This window comes from Bacillus sp. LH1 (assembly GCF_057924895.1).
Genome location: NZ_CM175007.1, coordinates 1565865 through 1584146, shown reverse-complemented (window position 1 = coordinate 1584146; position 18282 = coordinate 1565865). Strand labels below are relative to the sequence as shown.

Here is an 18282-nt window from a genome sequence, read left to right as displayed (position 1 = left end):
AGGCTATATCCCCTGTTTCGTAATATAATCCTTTTTGCGTATTTTTCTTATAAAAGAAAGAAGAAGTTTTTTCAGCTCATAATCATATAGGAATATGGCAGCTACTACGATTAGTATATTAAGAACAAGCGCAATTAAATGATATGTATGCAATATATATTGCACTCCAATAAAGGTTACACCAAAATAAATTGTATACGGTATTACAATTTGGAATACAATTTTTTTCTTCACTACACTTACCGCTATGTATCCCACTAAAGCGACGATTTCAAATAAAACCATAGCATATGCCGCTCCTATCACTCCACCAATACTACTAAAGCTATAAAGCATAACCCCACCTATCACCAATGCTACACACTGCACAACAGTCCTCTTATTTTGACATCCACTCGTCGTTAAACCGTCAGCAATGGCAATATTTAAACTTTGTAGCACAATAAGAAATGATAATATTTGGAGTGGTTCTACTGCATTGCTCCATTCTTCATGAAAAAATATAGAAATAAAGTATGGTGCTAAATGATATAAACCGATTGTCATACATATTCCTACAATCGCCATTGATTTAATTTGAAGTAAATTTAATTTCGTATGCTCTTCTATATTATTCTGGTTATAATGCTTAAAGAGCACTGGAAAAAATGCACCTGCAATTACCCCTGGTACTTGATATAAAGCTGCCGGCATCCGGTACGCCACTGCAAAAACACCTACCATACTTAATGGTAATGTATAGTTAAGCAAGATAGGCGCTAATTGTGGCGTACTCATTATTAAAAAACCGCTAATAATAAAGGGAGTTACTTGCCAAAATAACGCTTTATGAATTACGACTTTCATATTCATTTTCGTCTTTCTTCTCATGGTATATATACTGAATAAACCACCAATCATATACCCAAAAGCATATAAGCGAGCCGTTACATACACCGGTAACTCTCCGAAAATACAAAAACATGTAATTATAATGACAACTGATGCTGATACAACTTTTATGAGCGCTATATACTTCATACGTTCCGTCAGTTGAAAATAGGCAATTCCTATGTTTTGCCAAGTTAATCCTATTAACATGAAAAACATTACGTTTATCATCATATAAATTAAATTTTTATCCGCATACATATAATGAATAACAATATAACCGATTATAGAAATAAGAATAAGTAGAATCATCCTTATTTTTATATACGATGATAAAATCTTCTCTAAATCTGCTCCATCCTTTGCCCCTTCTCGAAGAAACGTATTACTAAGTCCTAAGTCTGTAAAAAATAACATAACAAACGTCACTGCTATGGCAACACTAAACATCCCATAATGTTGTGCGTTAAAAAAGTTTGCTAAAACAATTAAACTGACGGCCTGAAGAAGGTTAGCTAAAATCGTACTATAAAATAGATGGATAATATTGTTTAGAATAGATCTACCCATACAAGTTCTCCTTTGCAAGTAACCTACTTACATATGTTGTTTGTTTACATATATATTTATCTTGCACCATTACCGTTCAATACAATTAAAACGGTTTTACATAAAATACGGATGTCCAGCCGAAATGTTTTCATTTCAATATACTCCATGTCCAGCCTCAACTTTTCCTTTGGATCAAGATTATATCCTCCATTTATTTGTGCCCATCCTGTTAATCCTGGTTTTACCATTAAACGATCCTTAAATTCTGGAATAAACGTATCAAACTCATTATAAAAAAACTCTCTCTCTGGTCTAGGGCCTACAAAAGACATATCTCCTCTTAAAATATTTAAAAGTTGTGGTAATTCATCAATTCTCGTTTTTCTTATAAACAATCCAACTTTTGTAATTCTTGAATCATGTTCTTTTGCCCATTGTGGGCCATTTATTTCAGCATCCTTTACCATTGATCTTAATTTAAATACATTAAACTTCTTCCCGTTTATACCTAAACGTTCTTGAAAGTAAATTGGAGCCCCTGATGTTTCTAAAGTAATCATAATACAAAAGAACAACATAATTGGTATCGTTAATAGTAACAATATGATTGAAAATATAATATCAAACAAGCGTTTTACACTTCGATTCAATATGCTAGGCTTTTCTTGAGCCGGAATCGTATACAACTTGGCTTGATTTGTTTCACGAATCATGGATCGTTACCCCCACATTCAAGAATATAAAATTATACCTATTAATTCACATTCTTTCCTATTTATATCCGCTATTACTTTTTGCACTGTACGTAGTGAATCTTTTCGCTTTTTAACTGCTAAGACCATTCCATCGCATTTCTCTGCAATAATGTGCGTAGCAGGAAGATCAAATACTTCAGAAGAATAAAAGAAAATGTAATCAAAATCTTCTTTCCACTTAGCAATCGCATTATCAAATTCATCCATAGCAACTAAGGGCGTCCCTGTGTGTACTGTTTTTTTTGCAGGAATACAATATAAGTATTTAGACAAATTACTAGAAAAAGATTCATAATTGCAGGGGAAAGAGCTTATTATATCGTTTACGGTTATCATGTGATCACTTTGTAATAATACATGTAATTTAGGGTCAGAAAAATTCACATCAATAAGTAACACCTTTTTCTTCATTTCTGCAAACACTAGACCCATATTTACTATAAGTGAGGCAACAACCCCTCTGTCCTTCGTTGAACTAACCGTGAATAGTTGTTTTCCAGATTTTCTCAGCTCGTGATACACCGTATAAAACTGCTCTTTCATCAGATCATCATGCAAATCGAATGGCAGCTGTTTCTTTGTCCTAAACATCGACATGTTCACCTCGATATATAGATGATTGTTTATCAACCTCTGTAGGTTTCTTTTTTCTATTCGATTTCATATTTATGTGACCAATAACAGAGACTGTTGTTATTTTCTCTAAATCTTGTTCCGTGTATATACGTTCATCAAAATAATCTCGAAATACAGCTAAACCTATCCCAACAAAAAAACTAACAATTAAGGAAATAGGAATGATCAGTTGAAATTTTGGAAACAATTTTTCAGCCTGTTCCTGTAACTCAGGATCCGTCAACACTTTCACACCTTGTACATTTGTGTACTGTTGAAAACTTTGTTGTGATTGCTCTGCCAATGTCTTTACAATGTCTTTCACGACTTTCGGATTGGAATCTTTTACTGTAACAGTTACAATTTGTGAGTTGTCCATATTCACCACCGAAATTTTTTGTGCTAATTCATAACTTGATTGCTCTAATCCCAAAGTTTTTTTGACTGTTGAAATAATTAATGGGCTTTTTAAAATATCAACATACGATGTTACTAGCTGCTTATTTTCTTGTGTTTTATTTGTTGAATTTTCCTTATTAAACTCATCTAAATTCCCAACAAGAATTTGCATTGAATATTGATATGACGGCTTTAAAACATACATAGAGATAAGAACTAAAGAAGCGGTTAAACAACACATCGTTAAAATAATCGTTACGAATCTTCTTTTCAATAATTGTTGAAAATCTTTTATACTCATTTCTTGCTTCAATTATTTCACCGCCCTTTTCTGAATAACATCCTGCAAGTCACTCTTTACAGATACCCCTCTCTTCTTTCTATCCACTTGTTTTGTTACATACTTTCCGACTCTGAATGCAAATTTTTCTACATATATATACGAAAGTATTGCAAGTATAAACGAAAATATAAGTGAAAAAATTAAAATAATAGGCAACGGTAATATTTCATGGAACATGTATATAAGGGAAAACAACGATATAATATGGTATAAATAAAGACTGTAAGAAATCTTCCCCAAATATAACAAGTATTTATTGCGTAGCAAGGATGACAAAGTTGATATTGACAAACTTAATATGACAAATAGACTTGCACTTATCGCCACTACGTAGTCTCGAAATATAAAATTATTGAGTACTTTAATTTCTCCAATAAGTCCTTCATACATAAAAAGTAAAATCGCAAATAAAAACCATGCAATTTTCGTGTTTTTAGTACAATTACTATAAAAAACTATTAAATTATTTTTATACTTCGCAACTAGTGCCCCCAATAAAAACAGCACCGTATAATGCAACGTTAATGCATAGCTTGTTAATGTTAAGCCCGAGCGAAACAAAAATAATATTACGACAGAACATATACTAAAACTAAACAATAATAGTAATGAACACCTTAACGTTTTTCGTAAACAAATCATCAAAATTAACGGAAAAATTATTGATATTCGCATTTCATGGACAAGTGACCAAATCACACCGTTATATGCATCTGTATTATATTTCCCAACCAATAAAATATGTTGCGCTATTAAGCTTGGAGAACTTTCAATCGTCCATGAGCGATTAAACCATTCACTTAAATAAGAAATACCATATTCACTAATTGTAGCCTGGCATATAATAGCTATAATTATTGCCACAATATAGGGAATATATATTCTGCATATACGTTTTAAAAGGTATGACCCATAGCTACTATAGGTTTTTTGAATAGATTCATACAAAACAAATCCGCTCAAAACAAAAAAGATAATAACAGATTCGTTACCACTACTAAAAATAAGACGAGCAGGCGTTTCTTTTAATAGATACACAACAAATGGTTTATTATCTTCATAGCTGTAATTTTGAAATGCTGAAAAAATCATTAAATGATGACCGATCATTACTATTAATGAAGAAATCCCTCTTATAGAATCCAATTCCTCGTATCTCTTCATCTTTTTACATCAACTCCTAATGAAATGATAATAATCATTTCAAAGCGACATCTTTATTCATATTCCTCTCCTTTCTTTTCATTCCAATTTTTCATATTAAAATGATTTTATAGTATAAATTTGAGTGTATTGTAACATTTTTTGTAATATTATGAATAGCGAATCTCAAAAATTGGTATATACCAATTTCAACCTCGAAAAATGAGTAATATTGATAGAAAAACACTATAAAAATTTCTTGCATATTTACAAAATTAAAGAGATGAATAGCGTTTTTTCAATATAAAATAAAAAAGATAGCCTACATAGGCTATCTTTTTTTATTTTATTTAATTACTGGCACCACTATATGCTACATGTCGTTTCTCAATTCTCTCTTCAATTTCTTTCATATTTTCTTTATTATTTAATAGTGATTGTTTATTTTCAATTAATAATTGTTTAAAAGATTTTCTCACTTTTTTTCTCATTTTCATTGTCCTCCTTGGGGGATGGTTTATATAAAAGATAAAGAATTATCTGTGTGTCCTTATAATAATTGATTGTTGTGAATTCTATTTGAACTTCATATGAAAATTCCGTTTATTTTCTGACAACTTTGTGAACACGAAAAAAAGACTCTCTAAAACTATGTTGAAATTAATTCACTTCATTATAAAAATTACTATTCCCATCAACTTTTATCATTATATCTTGTCGAAACATTTATATATTTAAAATTGAGTTCGACATAATTTTATTTACTATCATACTGTTTACAAAAACAAAAAGAAGGTGTCACCAAGTCAAATTTCGACTTATGCAACATCCCTCTTTCCAAACTATTTATAGCATATTTATTAATATTTCAGGTCTTCCCCAATTCATTTCTTCACAAACAAATCTAAGTTTTTCTTCATCCATTGTGTGTAATCCCTCTTCTAGTAAACATGAAATTGGAACTTCACAGTGAATTTGTGCTAATTGCAACGAAATATTTAAGTTCTCTAAATCACTTTCAATCTTCGTACGCTGCGCTTTTGTTAATGATTCTACATTTTCTAGTACAGCTGATACTGTTCCGTGCTCTTGAATAAGCTTATACGCTGTTTTTTCACCGATACCTTTTACACCTGGATAATTATCACTTGTATCTCCCATGAAAGCTTTTGCATGGACGATTTGCCACGGCTCTACACCTTTTTCTTCCATGATTTTCTCCGGTGTGTAATATTCGTAATTTCCAATTCCTTTACGCAGAAGCATAACCGTAACGTTCTTATCAACAAGTTGAAGTAAATCTGTATCACCAGTTAAAATATAAACTTCAGCTTCATTGCAGTATTGTTTTGCAAGCGTACCGATACAATCGTCCGCTTCGTAGCCTTTCATACCGATAACTGGAATGGATAATTTCGCAGTCATTTCTTGCACTAAATCAAATTGAGGAATTAATTCTTCTGGTGGCGCTGCACGATTTGCTTTATAATTCGAGAACGATTCTGTTCTAAATGTCGTACTTCCCATATCCCAGCATGTAACGATATGTGTTGGTTCAATCGCTTGCGTAGCTGTTAACAAGTGTTTCATATAACCATGAATCCCATTCGTAGGGGTTCCATCTTGTCGTTTCATAAATTGTCCGTAGACACTTGTTGCGTAAAAAGCACGAAATAATAGTGCCATACCATCAACTAATAATACTTTTTTCATAATTCCTCTCCTATTAAAAAAATAATAACCTCACGTTATCACGTAAGGTTATATAAATAGATTACCATTCTACGTTTTTGCTCAACTTTGTCTATTATACATTGTTTTTGTATATTTAGCACCATTAACACATTAAGACGTTCTACTACAACAAGTATGCAATATGCCTGAATACGTATTTTTTCCAGTAGAAACAACGACAGCCTTTGCACTTCCACTAACGATATGTGAACCTTTAAAACATACATTTTCAAGCTCAAGTGGATTATAATCTTTCATCCGTTTTAATGGAATAAATCGTTTACGTTCAAGGTGATAGCAGCTTTCAAACTTCTCTATACTCGCTTCGTTTCCCGTTAACACAGACTCATTCACTAATAAATCATCTGCATAAATAATACGTACATCAGCTGGCACAGCATCTCCAGCCGAAAGAAAAATCATATCTCCAGGTACAAGTTCTTGCACTGGTATCTCCATCATTTTCAGTTCACTATTTAGCCCTGTACTACTAGAACATTCTACTCTAGATACAGTAATCGTTTCACGTTGTAATTCATCACACACACGTTGTTTTGAAAAACCTGGAATCATGCCACCAAGCTTCATCATGACTTCTGCGAGAAGTGCTCTTTTTGAAGTTAGTTCATTTCGGCCATATACTTGAATACGTTTTTGTGCCTCTTTCATTGATAGTCCGTCTCTTGTTGTTTTAAAATATGCAAATACAGATTTGACATCTCTTGTTGCAATTTCAATTAATAAATCTTTATTTTTTTGGAGCATTGTTTGTTCTTTTATTGATTTTTTACTTAGTTTATATGACGTGTTACCCACAGTTTTGTTTGCATATAACATATTATCGTCTCCTCCTTTACAACATAGGAAGAAACGCTTTGTTTCTCAATTTATCCACTTTACTGTGAAAGTTTCTCGCGTTTTATAAACGCTACATTGTGATAAATATAGAGGGAGGAACAAATCGTTTCCTGCCTACATCATATATTTTTGATTTGAAGTATATGGGTAACGGAACCGAGTCAGAATTTGACATGCTCCTCACCTCCTCGTTTAATTTTATAGTTTATACTATGAAATTACTCATAGCTTGGTAACAAAAAAGACCCCTACCCTTAAGAGAGTAGCGGCCATTACATACACAAATAAACGATTTCTAATATAATTAGAAATCTACGGACCTCTCCCTCACCGAGTTTTAGCACTGTATAGCATAGGTACATTACCAGCTACGTTAAGAAAAACCTTAATTCGATCATTCCTGTTGACCCATTGGCGTCTCTCGACATTTTTGGGCAGTAGCATTTCTCTATACAGGAGCCTCACCTAACAGAGACTTATTTTCATTACATTGAAAATGTTACTCTTATTTAAAATAGATGTCAACCGTAGCCTACAATTTTTTCAAAAGGTATGGCAAACTAACGTATATAAAGTGTAACTTTAATCAGTGGGGGTTTTGTTCATCCCCCACTGATTATTAGCCCTCACCAATCGGGCTTTTACGGAATAAAATAAAAAACTTTACGTTTAAACGTAAAGTTTTTAATAAGTTATACAACCAGCAATTACAATCCCAATTGAAATTGATAAAAACATAAGAAAAAGACCGACTGCTTGATTATCTTCTTCGAGACTTTTGTTTATATTAAAGCGTGGTGTAAGCCACTCAGCTAAATAAAAGACGATAATTTGAGCCAAAATCCCAACTGCTCCCCACGAAATCATATCAAGAAGTGAAATTGAATTAGCTGCTGTCGAATATAAAACAACAGCTAACCCAAGTAATCGTCCTCCAAGCACATAGCTTACCGCCTTATTTCCTTGAGCCATTAACTTAAATTCCTTTACTTTCGTTGTCACTTCCATCAAGAACAGACCTATACATAAAAGGCCGAGTGTTACTACTAAATATAATAAAAAATTAATCATTTTTTCCCCTCCTTTTTATACCTACCGGTAAATAGTACGATTCATTTCCTGTAATCTTTTCTCCCGCACGAATACCGATACTACTCGCTTTTCCAGCAATTAAAAACGAACCAAACACATATGACAGTTTCTCGATCCCTTTTTCTGTTTCCAAGGATACGACTGGCAGTTCGATATACTTTTGAAATATCGGCAGTGACGCTTTATATGTTTGGTGTGCATTTTGAAGCATAATATTTTCGTCTTTATCGCGAATCGTAATTGTATCTCCTTCTCTCCCAAATGAAGGTTTTTGAACGAAAGAACCTTTTCCTAAAAATAAATCTGGTTCTAAATATGTAGGTAACATATATTCTTTAATCCACTGTTGTTCCTCATTTGTATAAAAGGCCTCTTCTTCTGCTAACCCCCAAATAAGACACTGAATTGATTTTGGCTGAAGTAAAAATGCTGACAAAGGATTTATTATAAAAAGCTTTCCGGCTTTTACAAGTTGTAACAGTTCCACACCTACCAAATCTCCTGTTTCAGGATCTTGATCCTCAATTAAATCTTCTATCGGATATGTTTGGCGATATAAAACATCAATCTTCGCCCCATCTTTATCGACTAGAGCATCCTTTGTAATTCTAAGTTCTGACATTGGCACTACTTTATTTTCAACATGGCATAGCTGACTTAAATACATAGTGGTATTCCAATCCTCGATATGTTCATGATGTGCTGTAAAAACAACATTTGGATTATCTAATCCCTTTGTCGCTTCCATTACTGCTTTCGTTACACCAGAAGATAGCAATCGTTCTTGATCCGAGTTTGGATCATCATAGCCTAGATTTCCACATACTTTCCCATTCATTTGAAAACATTCCACAATAAAAGTTGGTGTATCACTATTAAACTCAAGCATTTTGATTTTGTTATCCTCTGTTACAGCAAAATCAAATCGCGAAATTACAGATTCAGGATAGAGCCCTTTCATTCTAATGAAAGATAAACTCGCGGATGGAAAGCCAAGATCTAGAAGCTGTTCGTCACTTAAATTACGCAGCAGTCTAGCAGTCTTAAAAAATATTTTCCCCATTCGTTCAGTCGCTAAGTGTAATTGGTCCAAAGTCTGATTTGTTATAGAAAAAACATGAAACAAACTATACTCACATTCATATAAATCCGACCAAAAATCCGGATATTTCAAATAAAATTCTTTTCGATCCCTTATGTATTGCGACATATTTTAGCCCCCAAATCCTCCCTTTGAACCGCTTCCAATTCCACCTTTAAATTCAGCAGACGATTGATACGATTTAAACGCCGATGAATTTTTAAAAGTGGATTTATTTTGATAGTATCGCCCACCATAGAAATAATGCCCACGATAACCTGAACTACTATCATCACACTGCCATACCCCAAGTTCATCATCCCAATCCCAATCAGAACAACTATTATCATTTGGTTTTGGGGGAAGATCTTGTGCGCAACCAAATAAAGTGCCAGTCATTAAAGACGTTACGACACCACCTACTAGCCATTTCGTTTTTGTCACCTTCGCACTCCCCTTTTTAAATTCTATTCCTATTATATAGGATGGCATGATAAAGTAGAAGAAAAAGGAAGAAGAGGGATTAAATGCGCTTAGAATATCGACTTAATGATGAAACGAAAGGGTATCCTGCTTTATGGAACTACGCCAATATTTCTAATTCTGAAATTATCGCACGCATGACTTGTGAATATTTTATTAAAGAGAAAAATACTTATGTTGTTACTGCAACTTCGGTTGATCCAGACGGAACAGCAGTTATTTATATTCAAAAAGAAGTTTTCGCAAATGACCCTTCAGACCCTACATACTCCTACATCGGTTTTGAAATTAGAGAACTAAGTGAAACGAGTTCAAACATAGTAGATAGTCAAGATGTATGGAACTATGAAGAAATTTTACCATCTCTTCATTCAGATATTATATATATTCAGCGAGACGGCATGTCTATGGAGTTCTCCTTAGATTCAAGAGAGATTGATGAAGACAGAAAGTGCTACATTTATTACGGAAACTTCACAGGTGAATCAAGATAATATTGATATATCTATGCAACAAAAAAACCTTACGTATAAAACGTAAGGTTTTTATATAGCCCCACATATGCCGTTCTCTCTAGATGTCCATAAACCTGCTCTCACAGGTGGATGCTCTCACAAATGTTTGTAACTTCCTTCTTAAAAAGATGGCATGTTAGCTACATTTAAATATTGAACTTCCATATTAAACTTATTGGTTTAAGACATGCATAAGCTACGTACACCGTAGGAATTTTATATAAGGTTAGTTGAAATAAGACCCCCGCACGTGCCGCTCCTCGTAAATGTCCAAAAACCCGCTACTCGCAGGTGGATGCCCTCACAGTTACCGTACATCTTCCTCCACAAGGAAGGCTTGATGATGGTCGCTAAATATTGAGCTTCCGTATAACTAACATCGGTTTTAGACATAAATAAGTTACGCACACCGCAGGATGCATTATTTACTTGTCGTTATATTATCACATTGTTTCTAATGTGTAAAATACAAAGTTTTTCGAGCAATCTCTTGCTTGTGACCTTATTTTAATACAAATTATTTTTGCATGCAAGTGATTAATCTTCTTCTTTTGCAATTTGATTTTCTGGATAAGAAATCCAATCACTCCAGCTACCTGCATACAATTTTACATTTTGGAATCCAGCCAATTTTAATGCAACGATATTTGGACATGCCGTAACACCAGAACCACAATATACAATTGTTTCCTTATCTTTCGACAGATTTTGGAATCGTTCTTGTTGCCCAGCTTCATTCTTAAATTGTCCTGATTGCAACATTCCATCCTTCCAGAAATGGTTTACCGCTGTTGGAATATGTCCTGCTTTATGATCGACAAGTTCCTCTACACCAGCATAACGTTTCGGCTCTCTTGAATCAATTAATGTAACATCCGCACCTGCACGGATATTCTCTCTGACCGTTTCCATCGTTACAAGCATATGATCTTGTATATTAGCTTTGAATGTTTTTCGTATAGCAACAGGAATTTCCGCTGTTGTCGGTAGTCCATTCTCTTTCCAAGCGGGGAAACCACCATCTAATATATATACTTTCTCATGTCCTACATAGTTACATAACCACCATAAACGAGCAGCATTTGCACCGGCTTGACTGTCATACGCAATTACTGTCGTATGCTCATCAATACCAGCCTCCGAAAGCTTGTCTGCAAACTCCTCAATATTTGGTAAAGGATGGCGGCCACCATGTTCTGCTATAGGACTTGATAAATCTAAATTCAAATCAAAATATAACGCATGAGGAATATGTCCTTCTTCATACTTTTCTCTACCCCAATTAGGATTCGCTAAATCAAAACGACAATCGATTATACGGACATTCTCATCTTCTATATGCTCACGTAACCATTCGACTGTAACTATCATCTTTAACGACCTTCTTTCTCTTTCAAACGACTTACATACTCCATAACCATTTCTTCTGTAACATATTTACGCTGCAAGGTAACACCATTTTTTGCAAGATCATTAATTTGCTTCGTTACAACATTAATGACATCAACCGAAAATTCTTTCCCATTTGACGCAAGAGATACGGCAGCTTCAATAGCCGCTTCACGCTGTGCATCTAATTGTAAACATGCTTTTACACTTTCATTTTGTTTACGAGAATGTGCTGTAATTGCTTTATGTACTTCCATCTTCTCTTCCCCCTAAATAGTTATACGTTTTTATTCAATTCCATTGCAAGCCGGATCATATCACGACATACAATCCCATTTTCAATAATCTCTTCTTCATAATGCTTCGAAAAGTAATCAAAATCAATAGAAAAAATACGAAATCCACATTTTTGATATAAAGCAAGTTGTGAAACACTAGAATTGCCTGTACCAACTTCAAGTTTTGACATACCATATCCTTTAGCAGTTTCTACAGCATGCCTTAATAGCTTCTTCCCAATCCCTTTTCCTTGTAAATGCTCTGCAACCGCAATATTCATGATTTCCATCGTCTTTGGCCTTGTTTCCAAAAGAACATATACACCGATAACGCTCCCCCCCTGCTTAGCTACGTATGTTAATCCTCTTTGTACATATGTAGCTATTTGCCGTTCACTTGGATCAGCAAGTAGCAATAAAGACTTCGGTATAGCCTCTTTTGGAATACGTTCTATTACAACAGACATAAAAAATTCCCCCTTCTCTATTGTTCTAAACCCTCCTTGTCTACCATAAGTAATAGAAAGGAGGGATTCACCATGGACAACAATGAGAAAAAATGCAACGTCATCTCTATTGATGGAAAGAAGAAGAAAAGCGACACGTATTCCTATCCAAAATTAGTAGTTGAAAACAAAACATATGAATTTTCTTCATTCGTCTTATGCGGTGAAACACCAGATGGCAGACGACTCGTTCTTACTCATATGATTTCTACCGATGAATTTGCTGGATTTGTAAAATCTTTAGATACTGTACTGCAAAAGAAAATTGAACGAATCTTTTTCTCATAACGACTATATAACATAAATTTCTTTTTCAATCTCTACTAACTGCTTTTGCAATTGTTCTTTACTTTGTTCATATAGAGATACATCGATCGTTTCAGCCAATGCAAACAATATACTTTCATAATAGTTCATCACATCTTGCTGCATCACTTTTTGGAATAAGTTCCACTTCATATCCCACTCTTGCTTATAATGATGAACAAATAAATCTTTTTCATCAGCTACATAGTTTGATACGAACGGTTCTAATACAGATTTAGCGTCTTCTTGCATAAAAGCTTTGTCATTCTTTTCAAAAAAGCTTTTCTCATTTTTAAAATGTGCCAGTGCTTTTTTGAAATCTTTTATTTCAACTGAAGGGAACGGTTCTTTATGTGTAATATCTTTATATTCATACTCCACTATTCCATTCATAGAAATTGATTCATTTTCTACTTTACAGTTCACTACAATTTCGTCCTTTGCACGCTTCATCGCTTCGTCTATCCATTTTTCAAGGCGTAATGATGTCGCACGCATTTCTTGCAATAAATCATGCTGAATAAATGCTACTAATTCCATAACACACTGTTGCAATTGTGTTTTCACATTTCCATCCGTTCGAAGTGACGCCGGATTAATAAATTCAGTAAACACATCGTTATAGCGCAGGAATAGACGCTGTTGCACGTAATAAAGCAACTCTTTCACTTCATTTTGCATCGCCTGTTCTTCAGCAAGTACACTATATGATGAAATGATATGAAGTAGTTGATCACGCTCTGCTTCATATTTTTTCGTTTGCTTCTCTTTCTCTTCATTCCCCTGTTTTGCACCCTTTATCATGTTTACTAAAAGCTGATCTGCCCCTTGCAAAGCACCATATAGAGCATGCACAGAAACAAGCATTAAATCTCTCATCATAAAGGACGTAAATGATTCCTCAAACTTCGTAATCCCAGAGTTTTGTAAAATACCATACTTCTCTTTTTCAACATTCTTTCCTTGTTTCTCTTCAAGCGCACATAAACTTGAAATTGCAAATAAACGCGGATTTCTAATACCGTATTGCAGCAGCTGATCTGCGATATAACCTTTTACCATTTCAAGTTCTTCTTCAGACTCTGCTAAATCCGCCGCATTAATTAAGAAGAACATTTTATCAAGGGCAAAAGTATCCTTTACACGACCAAGCTGAATTAAAAATTCACGGTCAGCACGAGAGAATACATGATTATAATATGTTACAAATAAAATAGCATCTGCGTTTTTAATATACTGGAATGCAACATCCGTATGGCGAGCATTAATAGAATCCGCTCCAGGTGTGTCTACAAGCGCTACTCCCTGCCTTGTTAAAGCACAATCATAATAAAGTTCCATATACTCAACGAAGCATGATTTCTCTTCATTCGCTACATAATCAGAGAACTCTTCTAATGTAACTTGTACTTGTTCTCCTAAATAAGTAGAAACTGCATCATATCCTTTTTGTACCGCTCGTAAAAAGCTAAATGTTGTTTTTTGCTTCCCAGTTGGTGAAGGATATTTCATAACTTTATCAATTTGTGCTAACGCTTCATCTAACGTAGCAATCTCATAATGAAACAGCTTATAAACAGCTTTCATATCTTCTAATAACGCTTGCTTTGATTTAAACTGAACAATTACTGTTCCGTGTGGTTTTTCCTCTGTAACCGGCAAAATTTGATTAATCGTTGCCGTCGTCGGGTTTGGTGATACAGGAAGTACTTTCTCACCGAGTAAGGCATTGGCAAATGATGATTTTCCAGCACTAAATGCCCCGAATAACGCTACTGTAAATTGTTTTGTTTCCACACGTCTTCTTTTCTCTATTACCTCTTGCTGTACATGTTTCAGCGCTGGCAATGGCTCTAATATCGTTTCAGCTTTTTTCACTTTCTCTAATATCCGCTGAATATTTAAAGCCGCCGTTCCTTTCAGCTCTTCTTCATGAACCGCTACGTTATCGCTTACGATTTCCTGCTCTTGTAGTGTAAATTTCTCACTAACAATTTGCTTTTCCCTTTGCAATATCTCATCTATTTGCAGCCCTTCAGGCGTAGCAACATGATCGTGCCAAACATTTCGTAAATAGTCTTCATATGCCTCCAAATTGTTACTGTATTGTAATTGTGTTTCTTTCGCCGTTTGCAACATCGTATATGTTTCAATCTCTTCTTCAATACGAGCAACTGCTTCCCTCACCTTTTGCTTTAAAACGACCGCACTTTTATCAAAAATTTGCTGTGCTTTTATAAAATAACGTTTCTTCAGTTCATTCGCTACATCCGCTGTATAAAGAAGTAAGTAATCACCTGTGAAACCTGCACCTTGTTTAATTACTTCGGCCAACATTTCTGGTCCGAAAGCAATTTCTAACCCATATATGTCTTTCCCAATTTCCTCCGTGAACAATCCTTCTTCTTTTAAGAAGGCTACAATAAATTCCTTCACATGAAAATCAAGCTGCGTTTCAACAGTCTTTTGAAGGGCAGAATAAAACGCCTCTACACGTCTTTGTTTTTCTTGCTCCGTCTTTCCTTTCGCAAATAGCAAACCGACCTTAAATTTTGTTAATTTCGTTTCTAAATATGCATTTGCCAATTCTCTCATTTCAAACGGCATTAAATATGCGTTATCTAATATAGCTTGTAAACCTTTTATAAATTCATTTCTCACATAAGATTCTTTACTTGCCTCACGATTTTTCGCTTCCGTTAACTCTTCCTTCTTTTCAACTACCTCTGAAATAGAAAGTGGTGATGCTAACTCTTCCTCATATTTCAAGAGAGCTTTTTCATTTTCAGAAACAATAAACGAGAAATGTTCTCCCATTAAATATTCTGTTTCTCGCTCCATTCCAGTCCTTACATACTGCTCTTTTTCTTTCATAATAGAAGTAATTAACGCTTCTAAGCTTCTAATTTCATTATGTGGATGGTTCATCATTCGTAATGACGTATAATAAACACCATCTACTTCAATATCCCAGTTAGAGAATGATTGTTTTACACTATCTTTATAATTCTCAAACGATAATTCATTTTCTTTATGTTTATCTATTTGATTTACAACGAGATAAACCGTTTTATTACGTTGTTTCAATTCTTTAACAAATTGTAAATTCACTTCCGATTGGACGTGATTATAATCCATCATATAAAAAATGACATCTGCCAGATGAAGTGTCGACTCTGTCGCTAATTGATGGGCATCATCTGTTGAATCAATCCCTGGTGTATCAACTAACATAACCCCTTCAGGAATCGGCGCGTCGTTTCGATAAATATGAACACCAATTACTTCATCGCCGTCTTTACAAATTTGTTTTAATTCTTCTGCTGAATATGCACCGTCATATTCGTACTGCTCTCCAGATTTAACCGTTACAACAACACGATCCATTCCTTTTTCAATTTTGACAACGTTAGCGCTTGTCGGAATTGGACTTGTCGGTAACAACTGCGCTTTATATAGATGATTCATCATCGTTGATTTCCCTGCAGAGAAGTGACCGCAGAACGCTATCATAAGCTGTTCTTGTTTATATTTTTGAATTACCTCAAACAACTTTAAACTATTCTCTGCATCGCCGTGTTTTTGCCACTCTTCATAAAAACAAACAAGTTTTTTCATACCGTTTGTCTGTACTATGTTTGTCATCCCCTTGTTCCCCTTTATCCAAGATGTATATACTTTTCCCCGCTATTTGCGAGCTCATAACCAGTGAGAGTTACACCTACCCATTGATTACAGTTTCACTTTACTATCATACTAAATTTTCAGCATATTCTCATTAAAAATAAAAAATCCCTTTCATTCTTTTTACAAATGAAAGGGATTTTATGTCATATCACTCATTTTGCTGTTCCTACTCCATTTAAAACATACTTCGCAATAACTGCATATACAGCGACTGTACCTGCTACTAATGCATATACCATACTTACGCACCAACCTTTTTTTGATAATGATTATCACTTTTGAATACAGTTTATCATTAAAGAGAATCATTATCAACACTTTTCATAAAGAAAGCTCCTTATAAGAAGGAGCTTTACTGCCTGTTTTGAAAAAGGTTAAAACTTGTTGTGCACTCTTATTATATCTCATCCTACATAACTTAACAGTTTAAAAAAATGGAAATATCCCCTATCCCCTCCACCTTACATTTCGTATAATAAAAGGGAATTACTTAACAAGGAGGAAAAAAATGACACAAAATCTCACACAAGGCGAGAGGATACACTCCATTGATATTATTAGAGGAATAGCTGTACTAGGTATTTTTCTTGTGAATTGGCCTGTTATCGCCGGGGTTGACTCACGTGATCTTTCAGGAATTTACGAAGGGATAGACAGCTACATTCGCCTATTTTACGATATGTTTATTCAAACGAAATTTTATACAATTTTTTCGTTTTTATTCGGATTAGGTTTTTATATTTTTATGAGTCGTGCTGAAGCGAAAACAGATCATCCAAAAATTTTATTTGTTCGCCGCTTACTTATTTTATTATTATTCGGTTTCTTACATTACGTTCTTTTATGGGACGGAGACATTTTACATACTTATGCGATTGCTGGATTTTTCTTATTTTTATTTTATAAGAGAGAACCTCGTACTATTTTAATATGGGCTATCGTTTTATTGAGTATTTTTCAATTCATTATGCTAATGGCTGGTATTACGGTTGCATTGGTACCAAAGGAAGAGCTAGGTTTTTCCTTACCTATCATGCCATTAGAAGACTGGCTGTCACAAATACAAAATCGTTTCCATGCATTTTACGCTGATGGAATTGGCTTAAATTTACTTATGCTCCCAGAAACAGTTGGGCTGTTTTTACTTGGTTTATACGCCGGCAAAAAGGATATTTTCCGCCGCGCGAAAGAGTTAGATCCAAAGCTTAAAAAATGGCAAATTATTATGTTCCTTTTTACATTACCAATGTGGTTCTTCATGGTTCGTTACTTCTTATCAAAACCATTTTATGAACCAATTTATATGCAGGTCTTTACAATGTTTAGCGGAAAAACGTTATTCATATTCTACATTTTCACACTAATGCGTTTATTACAAAAAGAAAAATGGCAAACGTTATTACGTCCATTCCAATACGTTGGACGAATGGCATTAACAAATTACATCTCGCATACAATTGTTACATTACTTGTATTCGGGCTATTGTTTAAAAATGATTATCTGGCTCCACTATGGGTTGGACCACTATTCTGCATTAGTTTCTACACGTTACAAATCTTTATTAGCCGCTGGTGGCTTTCACATTACCAATACGGACCACTTGAGTACATTTGGCGTCTTGGTACTTACGGGAAAATGATGCCACTTAAAAAGAAAAGCAAGGTCTCATAACGAG

At 34.3% G+C, this 18282-nt stretch carries 18 protein-coding genes, 2 other RNA genes and 1 riboswitch; of the genes, 3 read left to right on the top strand and 17 right to left on the bottom strand.

Annotated elements, in window-relative coordinates:
• Nucleotides 1–3: 3 nt before the first annotated feature.
• From ACX9TM_RS08380 to ACX9TM_RS08330, 11 genes are all read right to left on the bottom strand, one after another.
• Nucleotides 4–1440, bottom strand: a complete 1437-nt coding sequence (locus ACX9TM_RS08380) for an oligosaccharide flippase family protein (protein ID WP_049108364.1) — start codon at nt 1438–1440, stop codon at nt 4–6.
• A gap of 56 nt (nt 1441–1496) precedes the next feature.
• Nucleotides 1497–2135 carry a sugar transferase gene (locus tag ACX9TM_RS08375; RefSeq protein WP_000617645.1) on the bottom strand — a complete coding sequence of 213 codons (639 nt, stop codon included), beginning with the start codon at nt 2133–2135 and terminating at the stop codon, nt 1497–1499.
• 18 nt (nt 2136–2153) lie between these two features.
• Complete coding sequence (locus tag ACX9TM_RS08370; RefSeq protein WP_049108365.1) at nt 2154–2774, bottom strand: CpsD/CapB family tyrosine-protein kinase; 621 nt, start codon at nt 2772–2774, stop codon at nt 2154–2156.
• On the bottom strand, nt 2761–3504 hold the full coding sequence (locus ACX9TM_RS08365; RefSeq protein ID WP_065382081.1) for a YveK family protein: 744 nt from the start codon (nt 3502–3504) through the stop codon (nt 2761–2763). Before ACX9TM_RS08365 ends, ACX9TM_RS08370 begins: the two co-directional genes overlap by 14 nt.
• Nucleotides 3505–4698, bottom strand: coding sequence for an acyltransferase family protein (locus ACX9TM_RS08360; protein WP_049108366.1), 1194 nt, complete (start codon nt 4696–4698; stop codon nt 3505–3507).
• A 329-nt stretch (nt 4699–5027) separates the two neighbouring features.
• A complete protein-coding gene (locus ACX9TM_RS08355; protein ID WP_001228048.1) occupies nt 5028–5168 on the bottom strand; it encodes an FbpB family small basic protein in 141 nt (46 codons plus the stop codon).
• A gap of 355 nt (nt 5169–5523) precedes the next feature.
• Nucleotides 5524–6390, bottom strand: coding sequence for a 5'-3' exonuclease (locus ACX9TM_RS08350; RefSeq protein WP_000757069.1), 867 nt, complete (start codon nt 6388–6390; stop codon nt 5524–5526).
• Nucleotides 6391–6522: 132 nt separating this feature from the next.
• Nucleotides 6523–7248, bottom strand: a complete 726-nt coding sequence (locus ACX9TM_RS08345; protein WP_065212117.1) for a P-type ATPase actuator domain-containing protein — start codon at nt 7246–7248, stop codon at nt 6523–6525.
• A 335-nt stretch (nt 7249–7583) separates the two neighbouring features.
• Nucleotides 7584–7749: riboswitch (M-box (ykoK) riboswitch) on the bottom strand.
• Nucleotides 7750–7953: 204 nt separating this feature from the next.
• Nucleotides 7954–8340, bottom strand: coding sequence for a DUF350 domain-containing protein (locus ACX9TM_RS08340; protein ID WP_000606868.1), 387 nt, complete (start codon nt 8338–8340; stop codon nt 7954–7956).
• Nucleotides 8333–9571 (bottom strand): glutathionylspermidine synthase family protein, encoded by a 1239-nt coding sequence (locus ACX9TM_RS08335; RefSeq protein WP_000084933.1) that lies wholly within the window; start codon nt 9569–9571, stop codon nt 8333–8335. Before ACX9TM_RS08335 ends, ACX9TM_RS08340 begins: the two co-directional genes overlap by 8 nt.
• Nucleotides 9572–9574: 3 nt before the next feature.
• A complete protein-coding gene (locus ACX9TM_RS08330) occupies nt 9575–9886 on the bottom strand; it encodes a hypothetical protein (RefSeq protein ID WP_000169030.1) in 312 nt (103 codons plus the stop codon).
• A gap of 83 nt (nt 9887–9969) precedes the next feature.
• On the opposite strand from ACX9TM_RS08330, the gene ACX9TM_RS08325 reads away from it, so the two are divergent.
• The gene (locus ACX9TM_RS08325) at nt 9970–10419 is read left to right on the top strand and encodes a hypothetical protein (RefSeq protein WP_001235523.1); all 450 of its coding nucleotides are present in this window, start codon (nt 9970–9972) and stop codon (nt 10417–10419) included.
• A gap of 54 nt (nt 10420–10473) precedes the next feature.
• Here ACX9TM_RS08325 and ssrS (ACX9TM_RS08320) read toward each other — a convergent pair.
• The 5 genes from ssrS (ACX9TM_RS08320) to ACX9TM_RS08300 all read right to left on the bottom strand — a co-directional run bounded on the left by ssrS (ACX9TM_RS08320) (nt 10474) and on the right by ACX9TM_RS08300 (nt 12574).
• A non-coding RNA gene (ssrS, locus tag ACX9TM_RS08320) (6S RNA) lies at nt 10474–10657 on the bottom strand.
• Nucleotides 10658–10677: 20 nt separating this feature from the next.
• Nucleotides 10678–10861: non-coding RNA, 6S RNA (gene ssrS / locus ACX9TM_RS08315), on the bottom strand.
• A 116-nt stretch (nt 10862–10977) separates the two neighbouring features.
• A complete protein-coding gene (locus ACX9TM_RS08310) occupies nt 10978–11811 on the bottom strand; it encodes a sulfurtransferase (RefSeq protein ID WP_000637556.1) in 834 nt (277 codons plus the stop codon).
• A 2-nt stretch (nt 11812–11813) separates the two neighbouring features.
• Nucleotides 11814–12086 carry a YpbS family protein gene (locus ACX9TM_RS08305; RefSeq protein ID WP_000451818.1) on the bottom strand — a complete coding sequence of 91 codons (273 nt, stop codon included), beginning with the start codon at nt 12084–12086 and terminating at the stop codon, nt 11814–11816.
• A gap of 20 nt (nt 12087–12106) precedes the next feature.
• Nucleotides 12107–12574 carry a GNAT family N-acetyltransferase gene (locus tag ACX9TM_RS08300; RefSeq protein ID WP_000117689.1) on the bottom strand — a complete coding sequence of 156 codons (468 nt, stop codon included), beginning with the start codon at nt 12572–12574 and terminating at the stop codon, nt 12107–12109.
• 72 nt (nt 12575–12646) lie between these two features.
• Between ACX9TM_RS08300 and ACX9TM_RS08295 the strand changes: the two genes are divergently transcribed.
• Entirely contained in the window at nt 12647–12901 is a 255-nt protein-coding gene (locus tag ACX9TM_RS08295) for a DUF3931 domain-containing protein (protein ID WP_000369740.1), read from the top strand.
• Nucleotides 12902–12904: 3 nt separating this feature from the next.
• Here ACX9TM_RS08295 and ACX9TM_RS08290 read toward each other — a convergent pair whose 3' ends face one another.
• A complete protein-coding gene (locus ACX9TM_RS08290; protein ID WP_048538185.1) occupies nt 12905–16564 on the bottom strand; it encodes a dynamin family protein in 3660 nt (1219 codons plus the stop codon).
• Nucleotides 16565–17114: 550 nt separating this feature from the next.
• Between ACX9TM_RS08290 and ACX9TM_RS08285 the strand changes: the two genes are divergently transcribed.
• Nucleotides 17115–18278: a DUF418 domain-containing protein gene (locus tag ACX9TM_RS08285; protein WP_000193191.1), complete on the top strand. Its 1164-nt coding sequence runs from the start codon at nt 17115–17117 to the stop codon at nt 18276–18278.
• Nucleotides 18279–18282 lie beyond the last annotated feature (4 nt).

Excerpts from the sequence above, each read along its gene's own strand:
- ACX9TM_RS08380 (WP_049108364.1), bottom strand. The coding sequence starts at position 1,440 with ATGGGTAGATCTATTCTAAACAATATTATCCATCTATTTTATAGTACG.
- ACX9TM_RS08375 (WP_000617645.1), bottom strand. The coding sequence starts at position 2,135 with ATGATTCGTGAAACAAATCAAGCCAAGTTGTATACGATTCCGGCTCAA.
- ACX9TM_RS08370 (WP_049108365.1), bottom strand. The coding sequence starts at position 2,774 with ATGTCGATGTTTAGGACAAAGAAACAGCTGCCATTCGATTTGCATGAT.
- ACX9TM_RS08360 (WP_049108366.1), bottom strand. The coding sequence starts at position 4,698 with ATGAAGAGATACGAGGAATTGGATTCTATAAGAGGGATTTCTTCATTA.
- ACX9TM_RS08355 (WP_001228048.1), bottom strand. The coding sequence starts at position 5,168 with ATGAGAAAAAAAGTGAGAAAATCTTTTAAACAATTATTAATTGAAAAT.
- ACX9TM_RS08350 (WP_000757069.1), bottom strand. The coding sequence starts at position 6,390 with ATGAAAAAAGTATTATTAGTTGATGGTATGGCACTATTATTTCGTGCT.
- ACX9TM_RS08345 (WP_065212117.1), bottom strand. The coding sequence starts at position 7,248 with ATGTTATATGCAAACAAAACTGTGGGTAACACGTCATATAAACTAAGT.
- ACX9TM_RS08340 (WP_000606868.1), bottom strand. The coding sequence starts at position 8,340 with ATGATTAATTTTTTATTATATTTAGTAGTAACACTCGGCCTTTTATGT.
- ACX9TM_RS08335 (WP_000084933.1), bottom strand. The coding sequence starts at position 9,571 with ATGTCGCAATACATAAGGGATCGAAAAGAATTTTATTTGAAATATCCG.
- ACX9TM_RS08325 (WP_001235523.1), top strand. The coding sequence starts at position 9,970 with ATGCGCTTAGAATATCGACTTAATGATGAAACGAAAGGGTATCCTGCT.
- ACX9TM_RS08310 (WP_000637556.1), bottom strand. The coding sequence starts at position 11,811 with ATGATAGTTACAGTCGAATGGTTACGTGAGCATATAGAAGATGAGAAT.
- ACX9TM_RS08305 (WP_000451818.1), bottom strand. The coding sequence starts at position 12,086 with ATGGAAGTACATAAAGCAATTACAGCACATTCTCGTAAACAAAATGAA.
- ACX9TM_RS08300 (WP_000117689.1), bottom strand. The coding sequence starts at position 12,574 with ATGTCTGTTGTAATAGAACGTATTCCAAAAGAGGCTATACCGAAGTCT.
- ACX9TM_RS08295 (WP_000369740.1), top strand. The coding sequence starts at position 12,647 with ATGGACAACAATGAGAAAAAATGCAACGTCATCTCTATTGATGGAAAG.
- ACX9TM_RS08290 (WP_048538185.1), bottom strand. The coding sequence starts at position 16,564 with ATGACAAACATAGTACAGACAAACGGTATGAAAAAACTTGTTTGTTTT.
- ACX9TM_RS08285 (WP_000193191.1), top strand. The coding sequence starts at position 17,115 with ATGACACAAAATCTCACACAAGGCGAGAGGATACACTCCATTGATATT.